The organism is Nocardia sp. NPDC003345, assembly GCF_053589395.1.
The window spans coordinates 16,705-30,866 of sequence record NZ_JBSFRU010000009.1 but is presented as its reverse complement, the minus strand read 5'-3'; the positions used below and the strand labels follow the sequence as shown (position 1 = coordinate 30,866).

At 69.1% G+C, this 14,162-nt stretch carries 12 protein-coding genes; 6 read left to right on the top strand and 6 right to left on the bottom strand.

Annotated features, from left to right (window positions below; all coding sequences use genetic code 11):
* Positions 1-132 precede the first annotated feature (132 nt).
* Together ACWDU1_RS02315 and ACWDU1_RS02310 are read right to left on the bottom strand one after the other, a co-directional pair.
* Positions 133-1,872: an ABC transporter ATP-binding protein gene (locus ACWDU1_RS02315; RefSeq protein WP_449995185.1), complete on the bottom strand. Its 1,740-nt coding sequence runs from the start codon at positions 1,870-1,872 to the stop codon at positions 133-135.
* Entirely contained in the window at positions 1,869-3,719 is a 1,851-nt protein-coding gene (locus ACWDU1_RS02310) for an ABC transporter ATP-binding protein (RefSeq protein WP_449995183.1), read from the bottom strand. The genes ACWDU1_RS02315 and ACWDU1_RS02310 overlap by 4 nt, the downstream gene beginning before the upstream one ends.
* A gap of 159 nt (positions 3,720-3,878) precedes the next feature.
* Between ACWDU1_RS02310 and ACWDU1_RS02305 the strand changes: the two genes are divergently transcribed.
* The 3 genes from ACWDU1_RS02305 to ACWDU1_RS02295 all read left to right on the top strand — a co-directional run bounded on the left by ACWDU1_RS02305 (position 3,879) and on the right by ACWDU1_RS02295 (position 6,379).
* Complete coding sequence (locus ACWDU1_RS02305) at positions 3,879-4,586, top strand: siderophore-interacting protein (protein WP_449995181.1); 708 nt, start codon at positions 3,879-3,881, stop codon at positions 4,584-4,586.
* Between the two features lie 66 nt (positions 4,587-4,652).
* Positions 4,653-5,594, top strand: coding sequence for an RluA family pseudouridine synthase (locus tag ACWDU1_RS02300; protein WP_449995179.1), 942 nt, complete (start codon positions 4,653-4,655; stop codon positions 5,592-5,594).
* A 41-nt stretch (positions 5,595-5,635) separates the two neighbouring features.
* A complete protein-coding gene (locus ACWDU1_RS02295; protein WP_449995177.1) occupies positions 5,636-6,379 on the top strand; it encodes a CPBP family intramembrane glutamic endopeptidase in 744 nt (247 codons plus the stop codon).
* Between the two features lie 25 nt (positions 6,380-6,404).
* On the opposite strand, the gene ACWDU1_RS02290 is transcribed toward ACWDU1_RS02295, so the two are convergent.
* Complete coding sequence (locus tag ACWDU1_RS02290) at positions 6,405-6,998, bottom strand: hypothetical protein (RefSeq protein ID WP_449995176.1); 594 nt, start codon at positions 6,996-6,998, stop codon at positions 6,405-6,407.
* A 350-nt stretch (positions 6,999-7,348) separates the two neighbouring features.
* Here ACWDU1_RS02290 and ACWDU1_RS02285 point away from each other — a divergent pair, with 350 nt between their 5' ends.
* Genes ACWDU1_RS02285 through ACWDU1_RS02275 form a run of 3 tightly spaced genes read left to right on the top strand, consistent with a single transcriptional unit; the run spans position 7,349 to position 9,944 of the window.
* Positions 7,349-8,320, top strand: a complete 972-nt coding sequence (locus ACWDU1_RS02285) for an ATP-binding cassette domain-containing protein (protein WP_449995174.1) — start codon at positions 7,349-7,351, stop codon at positions 8,318-8,320.
* A complete protein-coding gene (locus tag ACWDU1_RS02280) occupies positions 8,320-9,132 on the top strand; it encodes an ABC transporter permease (protein ID WP_449995172.1) in 813 nt (270 codons plus the stop codon). The genes ACWDU1_RS02285 and ACWDU1_RS02280 overlap by 1 nt, the downstream gene beginning before the upstream one ends.
* Positions 9,129-9,944 carry an ABC transporter permease gene (locus ACWDU1_RS02275; protein ID WP_449995171.1) on the top strand — a complete coding sequence of 272 codons (816 nt, stop codon included), beginning with the start codon at positions 9,129-9,131 and terminating at the stop codon, positions 9,942-9,944. The genes ACWDU1_RS02280 and ACWDU1_RS02275 overlap by 4 nt, the downstream gene beginning before the upstream one ends.
* Before the next feature lie 96 nt (positions 9,945-10,040).
* Here the strand turns inward: ACWDU1_RS02275 and ACWDU1_RS02270 are convergent, their stop codons facing one another.
* The 3 genes from ACWDU1_RS02270 to ACWDU1_RS02260 are packed head-to-tail and all read right to left on the bottom strand — an operon-like array spanning position 10,041 to position 14,159.
* Entirely contained in the window at positions 10,041-11,678 is a 1,638-nt protein-coding gene (locus ACWDU1_RS02270) for a long-chain-fatty-acid--CoA ligase (protein ID WP_449995169.1), read from the bottom strand.
* 43 nt (positions 11,679-11,721) lie between these two features.
* On the bottom strand, positions 11,722-13,008 hold the full coding sequence (locus ACWDU1_RS02265) for a wax ester/triacylglycerol synthase domain-containing protein (RefSeq protein WP_449995167.1): 1,287 nt from the start codon (positions 13,006-13,008) through the stop codon (positions 11,722-11,724).
* Positions 13,005-14,159 carry an acyl-CoA dehydrogenase family protein gene (locus tag ACWDU1_RS02260; protein WP_449995165.1) on the bottom strand — a complete coding sequence of 385 codons (1,155 nt, stop codon included), beginning with the start codon at positions 14,157-14,159 and terminating at the stop codon, positions 13,005-13,007. Before ACWDU1_RS02260 ends, ACWDU1_RS02265 begins: the two co-directional genes overlap by 4 nt.
* Positions 14,160-14,162 lie beyond the last annotated feature (3 nt).

Genomic DNA, 14,162 nt, shown 5'->3' with positions numbered 1-14,162 from the left:
GCCGCACCCGCCTCGCCCGAACCGGCGTGCCGGGGAGTGCCGCGGACACCGAATAACCTTACCTATATTTGCATAGCCTTACCTAAACTTTGATACGAGATAAGTCACTCCCGGATGAGGTTTCGGAGCCCGTCAGACCCGGGCGGCACCGGCCAGCCGCCAGCCGCTCGCCCGCGATCGCTCGTTCCAGAAGTCCGCGTAGCGACCGCCCAGTTCCAGCAGTTCCGAATGGGTTCCGCGTTCCACGATGCGACCGCCGTCCAGGAACAGGATCTGGTCGGCGTGCGCGACGGTGGACAGCCGGTGCGCGACCACCACCACGGTCTTACCGCGGGTGACCTCGTGCACGCCGCGCACCACCACCGCCTCGTTATGCGGATCCAGCGCGCTGGTCGCCTCATCGAGCAGCACGATCGGCGCATCCTTGAGCAGCGCTCGCGCGATCGAAACCCGTTGCCGCTCTCCGCCGGAGAGCAGCGTGCCGCCCTCGCCCACCGGGGAGTCGTAGCCATCGGGAAGCCGGTCGGCGATCTCGTCCACACTGGCCGCCGCCGCGGCCCGCCGCACCTCGTCGTCCGAGGCGCCCGGCCGGCCGATCCGGATGTTCTCGGCCACCGAACGGTTGAAGAGATAGACGTTCTGGAACACCAGCGAGAGCTGCCCGAGCAGGGTCTCCGTCGGTTGTTCGCGGACATCGTGCCCGCTCACCACGATCCGTCCGGCGTCCGCGTCGTGGTAGCGGGCCACCAGCCGCAGCAGCGTCGTCTTCCCGGCTCCGCTCGGCCCGACGATCGCGGTCGTGGTACCCGGCGCGACCTCGAAGCCGATATCGGACAGCACCGTCTCGCCGTCCCGGTAGCCGAAACTCACGTCCACGAACTCGATTCCCGGTGCGCCGGGAGTCACCGGCGTACTCGATTCCGGCAGGGTGGGCTCGGACAGCAGCTCGGTAACCCGGCCCACCGAAGCGGCCGCTCCGCGTAGTCCGGCCGCCAGCTGGGCGGCCTGATTCAGCGGTTCGATGAAACGCGCCGCCACCGCGATCAGCGCGATCGCGGCCGGTACCGAGATCGATCCGCCGGTCACCCGCTCGACGGCGATATAGGCGAGCACCAGGAAAACCGCCTGTACGCACAGCGCGAAAACCATGAGCCCGGGAACCGAGGTCAGCACCAGCCGGGTTGTGGCGGACTTCTGCTCGGCCAGGGCCGCGTCCAAGGCGCGGTTACCCGGGCCGACCGCGCCCAGCGACCGCAGGACCGGCTGCGCCTGCGCGAACTCCACCACGCGGGCGTCGGCCTCGGCCGCGGCGGTGTGGGCCCGCCGGTCGGAGGCGGCGTAGGAACGCGCCGCGAGGCCGTTCACCCCGTAGAGCACCGGGGCGGCCACCAGCATCGCCACCGAGATCCGCCAGTCGACCAGCAGCATGCCCACCGCGACACCCAAAGGCACCACGATGCTGTTGAGCACCTTCGCCACCAGGTACGCGAAAGCCTGCTGGATCTCGCGGACGTTCTCCACCGCCAGCCGCGACAGCGGCCCGGCGCCCCGGCTCTCGAACCAGCCCAGCGGCAGGGCGTTGAGGTGGTCGCCGATCCGGGTCTGCAGATCACGCTGCATACCCACGGCGATCCGCAACGCGAGTACGTATTGCAGGTAACCGAATACCGCCATCGCGGCCACCGCCGCCACCAGCGCCACCGTCCAGGTCCAGGCGCGTGGGAGGTCGCCGCCGAACAACGCCTCGAGCACCGGGACCAGCAGGACATAGGCCGCGGACTGACACAGTGCCTGCGCCACGATCGCGGCGAACAGCCGCGGCGTCAGCGCGGCGGATTCGCGCGGCACCAGGGTGAGCAGCTTCCGGATCATCGCGCGTCTCCGCTCTCCACCGATGCGACCGCGCCGGCCGCGGCCTCGTTGATCTCCCAGAGCCGCTGATAGGTACCGCCCGCGGTCCGCAGTTCCGCGTGCACACCCTGTTCCACCAGGGCTCCGTTGTCCAGCACCAGGATCCGGTCCACACCGGTGATCGTGTGCAGGCGGTGCGCGATCACCAGCACGGTCCGGCCCGACACCAGATCGGCCAGCGCGTCCTGCACCGCCGCCTCGGATTCCGGATCGGCGAAGGCCGTGGCCTCGTCCAGGACGAGGATCGGGGTGTCGGCCAGCAGCGTGCGGGCGATCGAGAGCCGCTGCGCCTCACCGCCGGACAGCGTGGCGTCCACACCGATCTCGGAGTCGTAGCCGCGGGGCAGAGCCAGGATCCGGTCGTGGATCCGGGCGGCGCGGGCAGCCCCTTCCAGCGCCGCGGTATCGGCGTCCGGCCGGGCCAGCAGCAGGTTCTCCCGGATCGAACCCCGGATCAACCGGACATCCTGGAAGACGAAACCCACGGTGCGATACAGCTCGTCGCTCGCGAAATCGCGGATATCGCGGCCGCCGATGGTGATCGAGCCGGTGTCCACGTCGTAGAAGCGGGGCAGCAGTTTGGCCAGCGTCGATTTACCCGACCCGCTCGGGCCGACCAGCGCGGTGAGGGTTCCGGGACGGAGTTCGAGATCGATATCGCGCAGCACCCGGTGCTCGGCGCGGTAGCCGAATCCGACCCCGCTGAAGCGGACCGGGCCCGTGACGGTGCCGGAGCCGGTGGTGGGCGCCGGCGCTCCCGCGCTCAGTTCCGGCAGCTGCTGCAGGTCGTACAGCCGCACCGCGGCCTCGCCCGCGGCCCGCAGTGCCTGACCGCCGTAGCCCAGGCCCAGCAGTGAACTGCCGAGTCCGAGTCCGACCAGCAGGAACGGCAGCAGATCGATCGGCGCCAGCCAGTTCAGTTCCGCGAAGGCGAGACCGGCGACCACCACCACCGCGAGCACGAAGACCGGCGCCACGACGATATCGGAGATCGCCTGCAACCGGACCAGCGGCAGCTTCCAGCGAGTGAAGGCCGTGGTCTGCCCGTCGACCGCGTCCTGGAACTCGGCATGCGCCCTACCGGCCTGGCCGAAGGCCCGGACCACCTGGATACCGTCGACGAATTCGATGGTCGCGGCCTGGACCCGGCGCTCCCAGCGGGTATATCTCACCATCCGGTCCCGGCTACCGGTCTCCATCATCCGCATCAGCGCGATCCCGTAGACGAGCAGTGGAATCAGCAGGATCAGCGCGAGCCCCGCGTCCACCCAGAACAGGTAGACGAGAGTGACCAGCGGGGTCACCAGGCCGCCGACGAAATCCAGGCGGGCGTGCGCGACCAGGTAGTGCAGTGCCTCGACATCGTCCTGCAGCAGCTTCTTGACATCACCGGAGCCACGTTCGGAGAACCAGCCCAGCGGGACCCGGGTGAGCTTGTCGGCGAGTGCGCGCCGTACAGCGAGCTGGAAGCCGCCGTCCACCAGGTGCGACCAGCTCAGCGCGGCCGCCTGCAGCACGCCGCGCACGACGAGAACGATCACCGCCGCCCAGAGCAGACCCCACACCCGGCCGGTATCGATCGGCGCGGAGAGCAGTTCCCGGCAGGCCTCGACGATGAGCACGAACGGTATGACACCGCAGACCGCGGCGACGGCGAAGATCACGCTCGCCGCGCGCAGCGCACCGTTCACCGGGGCGAGGATCTCGCTACGCGCCCGGGCGGTCCGTTGCTTCTGCGCTCGGGCCTGTGCGCGCGAGGGCCGGTTTCCCGTCTCCGCCACCGGCAGTGGCGCGGCCTCCACAGTCATGTCCCGGTCCTTCCCCCGTCGTGCCGAACGGGACTCATCTTCACATAGCGATCCGCAAAAATATAGGTAAGGCTAAGTTGGCGGCCACGCAGCGCGGACGCCGCGGTCCGCCGGCGGCGAACACTGTTGACGCCGCTTTGTTAGGTTAAGCTAACTTCCATGGGTAGAGGCACCAACGGTGTACTGATGAAGGTGTGGCGAGCCGAGGACTACCGGCTGACCGTCACTTCCACCGACAAGATCACCGACAACTACATCCGCATCGGTTTCACCGCGGGCGGACTTCTGGACGACCATCCGGTTCATCCCACGCAGTTCATCCGGCTCTGGATCCCGGACGCGGAAACCGACAAACTGCACCACCGCGGGTACACCCTCATCGACCAGGACCCCGGTAACGACCACTTCTACATCGAATTCGCCATCCACAGCGGCCCGGCCTGCCAATGGGCCGAGCGCGCACAGGTCGGCGATGTCATCGAAACCTCGGTCCTCGGTTCGAACTTCCAGCTGCCCGAGACGACACCCGGCGAATACGTGATCTTCGGCGACGCCGCTTCGCTGCCCGCGGTCAACACCCTGCTCGACGCCATCGGCGATACCCCGGCCCGGGTCTGGCTGGAATGGCAGTACGACTCCGACGCGACCCTGCCGGTGCGCGACAAACCGCAGCACCAGGTCACCTGGATCCAGCGGGTCGACGACGGCCGTCTCATGCGCGAGGCCGCCGAAGAACTCACCGTCGCCCCGGACGCGTTCGCCTGGGCCGCCTGCGACGCGGCCACCACGCGCGCCCTGGTGAAAACCTTCCGCACCGCTCACGGCCTGCCGAAATCCCAGATCAAGGCACAGGGCTACTGGAAGTAGGGCCCCGGGGCGCGGCGGCCGGGTGCGCGAGATCCGGCCGGGCGGGGCCCGGCTAGGCTGCGACCGGTGAGAAGGAGGCAGCAGCCCCCGCTGCCCAAGCGGCACGGACTGGACCCGGCCCGGCTACGGCTTCCCGACGACGCCGTCTGGCCGACCCTGCGCGACCACCTCGTGGACCGGCTCCCCCGGGTCGACCCGGCCCGGATCGACGAAATGCTGCGAGCCGGTGAGATCGTCGATCTCGACGGCCCGCTCGGCCCCGACGCCCCCTATGTTCCCGGCGGCGCGGTCTGGTTCCATCGTGACCTGCCCACCGAGAAGCCGGTGCCGTTCGAGATCCCGGTCGTGTATCGCGACGAGACCCTGCTGGTGGCCGATAAACCGCATTTCCTGGCGACCATCCCACGTGGCAGCCATATCCTGCAGACCGCGCTGGTGCGGCTGCGCCGCGAGCTGGAGCTGCCCGAACTCATCCCGGCACACCGTCTGGACCGGGCCACCGCGGGCCTGGTCCTGTTCGTCGTCGACCCCGCGCGGCGCGGTGCGTACCAGACGATGTTCCAGGGCCGCCGGGTGCACAAGGAATACGAGGCGGTGGCCGGATACCGGCCCGGCCTGAGCTTTCCGGTCGAGGTGGAGAGCCGGATCATCAAGGAAAAGCACGTCCTGGCCGCGCAGGAGGTGCCGGGCCCGCCGAACGCGCACACCCGGATCGAACTGATCGAGCGGCGCGGCGATCTCGCGCGCTACCGCCTGTTCCCGGCCACCGGCCGCACCCATCAACTCCGGCTGCATCTGAACTCACTCGGCATCCCGATCCTGGGCGACGAGTTCTACCCCGTGATCACCGACAAGGACGTCGGCGACTTCACCCGGCCGCTACAGCTGCTCGCGGCAGCGCTCGAGTTCACCGACCCGCTGACCGGCGAACTCCGGCGATTCGAATCGTCGCGCACGCTGCAGGCCTGGGCCGATCCGGACGGCTGGGCCGCCGGGGCACCCGGCTGACCCGTCCGGCACGCCGCGCGACGATCCGTACACTGGGCCCAATGCTCCACCCGGTTCCCGAGAAAACGGCTGCTCCGCGCCATAAGATCCACGCCTACGCGGATGTGGCGGTGGTGGTGGTCGTACTCACCTGCACCAACCTGATCGCCCATTTCACCACCGCGTGGGCCAATATCGTGAGCGTGCCGATCGCGGCGGTGGTACTGCTGGCGCTGATGCGCCGGCGCGGGCTGCGCTGGTCGGAGCTGGGCCTGTCGCCGCGCCACTGGCGGTCCGGGACCAAATACGCGCTCGCCGCGGTCGGGGTGGTGCTCGCCGCGGTCGCTATCGGAGCCGCGCTGCCGCTGACCAGGCCGTTCTTCCTGGCCGACCGTTATGCCACCATTTCCGGGGCGCTGATCGCCTCGATGATCGTGATCCCGCTGCAAACGGTGATCCCGGAAGAACTCGCCTTCCGGGGCGTACTGCACGGCACCCTCGATCGTGCCTGGGGCGCCCGCGGTGTCTTCGCGGCCGGTTCACTACTGTTCGGCCTCTGGCATATCGCCTCGTCCTTCGGCCTGACCAGCGGCAACAAGGGCTTGTCCGCGGCGATCGGCGGCGGACTGCTCGGCCAGATCACCGGAATCCTGCTCGCGGTCGCCGCGACGGCCGGGGCGGCGGTGGTGTTCACCTGGTTACGGCACCGCAGCGGGAGCCTGCTGGCGCCCATCGCCCTGCACTGGGCCGTGAACGGCGCCGGCGCCCTGGCCGCGGCACTGGTCTGGCATACGACACTGGCCTGAGCCTCGCGTCCCGCGACCGCCGGGATCAGCAGTGTTCGCAGATCCCGGTGGCGGGCAGCTGGATGAAGCAACTCGCGCACACCACGGTGCGGCCGGTATCGGCCTTCGCCGCCGTCGTGCGGGTGGTGGTGACCGGTGTACCGCGTTTGACCGAACCGCCGCGGGAGATCAGCGGCGGGGCTCCGCCGTCGGCCGGCACCTCGGCGCCGTTGGCGGCGTAGCAGGCCCAGCGCGCGTACGCGGCATGGGTTTCGATATCGGCCGGTACCGGCAGCGCGGCCAGTTCGAGTACGTACTTGTAGCTGTCGCTCACCTTGAGATTGCGTTTGACGCAGAGCGCGGTCAGCGGCGGTTCCCCGGCATTGTGGCAGCGCCGGGCCACCTTGCGCAGGATCGCGTCCATCCAGGTGCGGGTCGGGGCGTCGGTGCGCACCCCCGACATCTCCTGCACCCGGTCGGCGAGTTCCTGCACGGTAACGAAGTATCCGTAGACCGTCGCGGTCTCGGTGAGAACTTCGTGGGCGGCCATGGCCCAGGCAACCGCGGCATCGCGGAAGGCGACCGCCGTTCCGTCGTCGACCCGCCAAGCCCCCGAAATCGTTGTCGCAGCGTCCCTCATAGCCCGTACACCCTAGCGCCGACCCCACCCCGTGCGTCAACCGCCCTCCCCTATATCACATTTCGGCCCGGTGCCGTGAGCCGCGAGACCACAGCCCCGGCTTCCGGTGAACCGCTCCGTCCGTGCGGTTTTCCCACTCCCGCCACGGCGAACATAGTATAGCCTTGCCTAAGTATCAGACTTGGGGGTTCCGAGGTGGGAATCCAGCCGATCGGAGGGCCGAGTGCCATGTCGTTGATCGCCGATTCGCGGGCCGTGCCGCCCGCTCGTGGGCCCGTACCGGGACGGTATCCGGACTCGGCCGGCCCGGCCCGGCGGCCGTTCGCCGCACCGTGTGAGGTGGCCGCGATATGACCGCACCGGAATCGGGAACCCCGGCGATCGTGGTCGCCGACCTGGTCAAGACCTACGGCGAAGTGCGGGCCCTGGACGGTATCTCGTTCGAGGTGGCGCGCGGGGAAGTGCTCGGACTGCTCGGCCCCAACGGCAGCGGCAAGACGACCACCGTCACACTGCTGTCCACCCTGCAGCGGCCCACGTCGGGCAGCGCCCGTATCTGCGGGCACGAGGTGGTGGCCGAGGCCGCGCGGGTACGCGAACTGGTGTCGCTCACCGGGCAGTACGCCTCCCTGGACGAGGGACTCACCACCGTCGAGAACCTGTCCGTGTTCGGCCGGCTCACCGGGTTGCGCGGTCGTGCCCTGAACGCCCGGATCGACGAACTGGTGGAGCAATTCGACCTCGGCGCCGTGCGCGACCGGCGGGTCGGCGCGCTGTCGGGCGGGATGCAGCGGCGCGTGGATATCGCCGGCGCGCTCGTCACCCGGCCCGAGATCCTGTTCCTCGACGAACCCACCACGGGTCTCGATCCCCGCAGCCGCGCCGCGGTCTGGGATACCGTCGCCGGACTGCGCGGCGAGGGCATCACCGTCCTGCTGACCACCCAGTATCTGGAAGAGGCCGACCGGCTGGCCGATCACATCGTGATGCTCAACCGGGGTTCGGTGGTGGCCGCGGGCACCCCGGGACAGCTGAAACAGCAGGTCGGCGCGGCGGTCTGCGAAGTGACCCTGACCGCGCGCGACGATACCGCCCGGGTGATCGGGCTGCTCGAGGGCCTCGAGCTGGTCGAGGCCCCCGCCGACGGAACGGTGTCCGCGGCCACGGCCCACCCGCGGCTGGTGGTGCGGGCACCGGGCGGGATGGCCACGGTCTCCGAGGTGATCACCCGGTTGCAGGGCGCGCAGATCGAAGTGGTCGATATCGGCCTGCGGCAGCCCTCGCTGGACGAGGTCTTCCTACAGCTGACGGAGACGCACTGATGCCGGCCACGCTCGCCGCCGACGCTCCGGCCCGGGCCCGAACCGCCGCCCGGACCTCGGTCGGCCTCGGCCCGGCCACCGCCACGCTGGCCCGGCAAAAGATCCTGGCCGCCGTCCGATCCGGCGATGCGCTGTTCGCCTTCTTCAGCCCGGTGGTGTTCTTCCTCTGCTTCTACGTTCCGCTGCACCGGCAGTTCGAGCTCGGCGGCGCCGATTACGCCCAGTTCCTCACCCCGATCATCCTGTTGCAGGCCGGGCTCTTCACTGCGATCACCGCGACCGAGACGGCCGGGCACGATGCCCGCGCCGGAGTGCACGAACGCATGATGTCACTGCCCATCCCCCGGGTCGCCCCGTTCCTGGGCCGGATGGCCTGGGTGCTCACCCGGATGCTGCTGGCGCTGGCCGGCGGGCTCGTCATCGGTCACCTGCTGGATTTCCGGTTCCACGGGTCGCTCGTGGACACACTGATCTTCATGGTGCTCGTGGTCGCGTTCGGCCTGGCCCTGAGCATGCTCACCGACGCGGTCGGCACCCTCGCCCGCAATACGGTCTCCATCGCCAGCATCCTGATGATTCCGCAGCTGATCCTGGTGATGGCCTCCACCGGCCTGGTCCCGGCCGGCGCCTTCCCGGACTGGGCACAGCCCTTCGTCCGCAATCAGCCCATGTCGGTATTCGCCGACACCCTCCGCGGACTCGCGGCCGGTACCGGCCCCGAACTGACCGCGGCCCTCGTCTGGTCGGTGGCGCTGCTCGCCGCGGGATGGGTGGCCATCGTCTCCGCCGGACGAGCACAGGTGAACCGATGACGACAACCGCCCCGCAGACGAAATCCACCTGGCCGCCACGCCGGGCCGTACCGCTGCTGCGGCAGTCGGTCATCCACGCCGGCGCGCTGTTGCGTTCGTGGTCACGCGATCCCGGTATCGTCGTCCAGTCGCTGGTCTTCCCGGCGTTCATGCTGCTCATGTTCCAGCTGGTACTCGGGAAAACCGTGACCTCCATGGGCGGCGGCGACAGCGTCTACGGCAATACCGGGCTGGTCGCCCTCGTCGGTGCCCTGTTCGGCACCCTCGCCACCGCTATCAGCCTGATCCACGAACGCGATACCGGCCTGCTGGCCCGGATGTGGACCCTGCCGGTGCCCCGCGCGGGTTTCATCGCCGGCCGGCTACTGGCCGAAGCGGTCCGCACCGGTATCGCGACCGTCGTGCTGTTCGCTGTCGCGGTACCGCTGGGGTTCTGTTTCGAGCACGGGATCGCCGCCGGGATCGGGTCGGTACTGGTGCCGATGGTGTTCGCGGTCGGTATCGCGGTGCCGGTGATCGCCATGGCGACGGTGGCCTCGGGCAAACAGGCGGTCCAGCAACTCGGCGGCCTGTTCCTGCTCCTGCTGTTCTTCAACAGCGGTTTCGCTCCGGTCACCGAGTATCCGGGCTGGTTGCGGCCGGTGGTCGAACACCAGCCGATGAGCCCCGCCATCGAGGCCGTCCGTGGTCTCACCGAGGGCGGCGAGGTAGCCGGACCGCTGATCGTCACCTTCGCGTGGACGATCGGCCTGATCGCCGCCTTCGGCCCCCTCGCCGTCCGCGGTTACCGCAATGCCGCCGAACGCCGTTAGCAGGCGCCCGCCAGTGGTTCAGTTCCTGACCGGCCGATAGCGCATCGAGGCCGCCCGGCGGTGCGCCGGGCGGCCTCGATTGTTCGGACTATCGGGTCAGGCGGGAATCAGGCTCGCGGCAGACGCGCGGCGGAGTTTGCCGGAGGGGGTTTTCGGCAGGGCGCCCTTGCCCACGATGGTCACCACGGCGGGGGCGATGCCCACATCGTCGTAGACCGCGCGCGCGACCTCTTTGCGGATCCGTTCACATTCGTCCACATCCCCGGCCGCGTCCGATTCGGCGATCACCGCGATGCCCTCACGGGCCATGGACGGCAGTCGAATGGCGAGTGCCGCCACGCTGCCGGGGCGGACGCCGGGTACCGCGACCGCGGCCCGCTCCACCACGACCGGGGAGATATTGCGGCCGGCGACGATGATGACGTCCTTCTTCCGGCCGGTGACCACCGCTTCGCCGTTCTCGGTGAGGTAGCCGAGATCGCCGGTCGACAGCCAGCCGTCCGCGTCGATCGCGGAGAAGTATCCGTCCGGGCCGAGGTATTTCGTGGTGACGGCGTCGCCGCGGACCAGGAAGGTACCGACGCGGTCGGCGGGCAGAGCGTTGCCCGCGTCGTCGACCACCTTCAGTTCGATACCGGGAACCGGCACCCCCAACCGCATGAGCGTGCGCGGCCTGGTGACCTCGTCGCGGGCGATCACACCCTGTTCCTCGGCCCGGTCGGCGTCGATGACATCCACCGAGTACCGGTCGTCGGCGGCGGTGAACGACACCGCGAGGGTGGTTTCGGCCATTCCGTAGGCCGGCATGAGCGCTTCGGGCCGGAAGCCGAATCGGCCGGCCTCGGCGACGAATTCCTTCAGCGTGTCCTCGTCCACGGCCTCGGCGCCGTTGACGGCCACCCGCATACTCGACAGGTCGTAGGCCCCGTCGGCGGCCCGCTTCAGCCGCCGGGCCAGCACCGAGTAGGCGAAGTTCGGGGCCGCGGTGAAGGTTCCGCCGAATTTCGTGATCAGTTCCGCCCACGACAGCGGGTTCTTGAGGAATGCCAGCGGTGTGGTGATGACGGTGGTCGCACCGGCGACCATCGGCGTCATCATCAGGCCGATCATGCCCATATCGTGGTAGAGCGGGAGCCAGCTGACCACGATGTCATCGGATCGGAAGCCGGCGGCGCCGGTCATGGCGATCTGGTTCTGGTGCAGGTTGCGATAGGAGATCGCGACCGCCTTCGGGACACCGGTGGTACCGGAGGTCAGTTGCAGGACCGCGATATCGTCCTCGGCCGTCGCCACATGATCCTGCTCCTCGGTGCCCGCGAGGATGTCCTCGATCGGCACGATCGGAACTCCCAGGTCCAGATCGCGGACGGCGGCGGTGAAGGGCTCGGCGACCGCGAGCACCTTCGCGTCCAGCATCCGCACCACCGCGCGGGTGTCCTCGACCCAGGTCTCCAGATTGGTGCGCGGGGTGGGCTGGTGCAGCATCGTGAAGGCGGCGCCGCGCATCCAGGTGGCCTGCACCAGGACGACCACATCGTCGGCGGTCCCGGCCAGGATGGCCACGGAACTGCCCGGCTCCACCCCGGCGCGGGCGAGTCCGGCGGCGGCGCGGCGGGCCGTCGAGCGGATCTGCGCCCAGGACCGGAACGACAGGTCCGCGGGGTCTTCACCGCTCCACATGCCGGTGTCCTCGGGCGCGGGCTGTTCGAACAGTAATTCGGTGATTCTGCTCATGGAATGTTCACTTCGCTTCCTACCGGGCCGGCCCGGCGGCTCATTACGGCGCCGATGCCTCGGTCAGCACGCGGTCGAACTGTTCGACGAAGGTCGCGGCGTATCCGGCCGGCAGTGCGGCCGGATCGGTGACGACGCCGAACGTGGTCTTGTTCCCCAGGATCAGCGAGGTCACCGAGAACGAATAACCCACCAGCGGTGAGATCGGCGTCAGTCCGGTGATCGCTTTGCCGAGTACGGAACGGATCCGGGAGAATCCCGGATTGATGCCGATGTGGATATCGGGGCTCATCCGCGACATCGACGCGTTGGCGATCGCGCGATGCAGCGGCCACGGGATCTTCGGCGCGTTATCGGTGGCCGCGAGAGCGAGTTCGGGACGCCGCTGTTCGATTACCGCCAATTCGGCACGGGCCCGGTCGATCTGGGCGGCCAGATCGGGCGTATTACCCGGCAGGTTCAGCAGCGATACCAGCACCGCGTTCCCGGTGTGCCGGAACGCCGTATCGTGGGTCACCGGCAACGTCACCCGCAGCACCTCCGCTTGGGGTTTTCCGGTGGCGGGCGCCGCGGCGCTCAGGGTGGCGCCGATGGTGGCGAGCAGGAATTCGTGCACGGTGGCACCGTGCTTCTTCGCGGTCCGGCGCAGATCACGGGTGGACACACTGTGCAGCGCGACCTCCCGGCGGCCGCTGCGGGTCAGTGCCGGCCAGCCGCGGCCGGTGCGGGCGGCGGCGAACTGCTCGTCGAACGCGGCCTTCGATTCCTTCAGCACCTCGGGTTCGATCCCGGGAATGCGGTAGCGGGGGCCGGTCGCGAAACGCTCGAATTCGGTGAGGTCCTCGGGGGTTCCGTCGGCGAGCAGCGCGGCGAACGCGGCACCGGCGATACCGTCGGACAGGCTGTGATGCACCCGCAGCACGATGTACTGGTTACCCGCGCCGGTGGGTGTGAACAGCGTGATATGCCAGAACGGCGCCGGGCGGACCAGTGCCGTTTCGTGCAGGGCCGCGATCTGCCGGAACAGATCGGCCGGATCGGCGTATTCGGCGTGCGCGACCTGCCGGTCCACGTCCACCTGTTCGGCCAGCACCACGCGGGGTTTGCGCCAGCGGCCGTTCTCGACTCCCAGCCGGAAGATATCGAAGAGGCCGGTCCGCTCGCGTACCCGCTCCCGCACGGTCTCCTCGGTCAGCGCCGGGCCGTCGGGTGCGAGTTCCATGACCATCGCCCAGTGCATCGGCGAGGTCTTGGTATCCAAATGCAGGTAGGTGAGGTCCGGGGGCGCCAGCTCGGTGGCTGCCGATCCGGTCACGGCGCCGCTGTTCATATCTGATCCACCTGTTTCTCGAGCATCTTCTGGTAGCCCTCGTGGTCGGGTTTCATCGCGGCCGCCACCAGCTCCCACAGCACTTCGTCGGTGCCGCCACCGACCCGGGCCAGTTTCATATCCCGCCACCAGCGCCCGATCGGGGTCTCCGATTCGAGGTAGCCGATCCCGCCGAAGATGTGCAGGCATTCCGAGGCCACCTCTTCACCGAGATTGGCGGCGGAAGCCTTCAACGCGGCGGCGGTGCGCAGATTCACCTTGCCCTCGGCGGCGACTCCGGTGAGCGCGTAGCGCAGCAGGTCGACGCGGGCCTGCAGATCGGCGACCCGCAGCCGCAGCGCCTGATGGTCGTAGAGCCGTTTCCCGAACTGGCTGCGGTCCATCATGCGAGCCAGGGTGACGCCGAGCATCACCTCGCAGGCGGCGGCGATCTGCCCCGCCACCGAATAGCGTTCGTGGGCCAGACCCCAGCTGATCACCGCCAGACCGGTGCCGGGGCGGGCGATCAGCGCCTCTGCCGGGACCCAGGTGTCCAGCGTGACCGGCGCGGTGTCCAGCGGACCGGCACCGAGCTTCTCGTAGGGTTTACCGATCGACACCTGCGACATGGGCACCGCGACGAGCGCGACATTGCCCTGCTCACCGGCCGGGGCGTCGCCGGCGCTGCGCCCGACCACGAACATGTAATCCGCGACCGGTGAGAGCGAAACGAATTTCTTGTGCCCGGTGACCCGGTAGCCGCCGTCCTCGGGCTCGATCCGGGTGCGGGCGTTCTGCAGATCCGAACCGCCCGACTCCTCCGAGGCGCCGATACACAGCACTGCCTCGGTGGTGACGGCCCGCTCGGCGAGATCGCGCAGGAAATCGTTGCGGCCGAACCGGCGCAGGATGGCGATGGCCGAATCGTGCAGGCTCACCCCGACACCGATACCCGCCGACTGCAGCACCCCGAGCCGGTGCGCGAGGGCGAAATGGTCACCGAGGTCGGCGACCTTGCGGCCCTCCCATTTGCGCGCGAAAACGCCCATCTCGCCGAGGTGTTCCAGCAGGGGCCGGGGGAATTTCTCCGTCCGCTCGGCCTGTTCGGTCCAGGCGACGACCCGGTCGTCGAAGGCGCGGGCGAGGAGTTCTTCGAAGGATTCGGCCGTCACCGG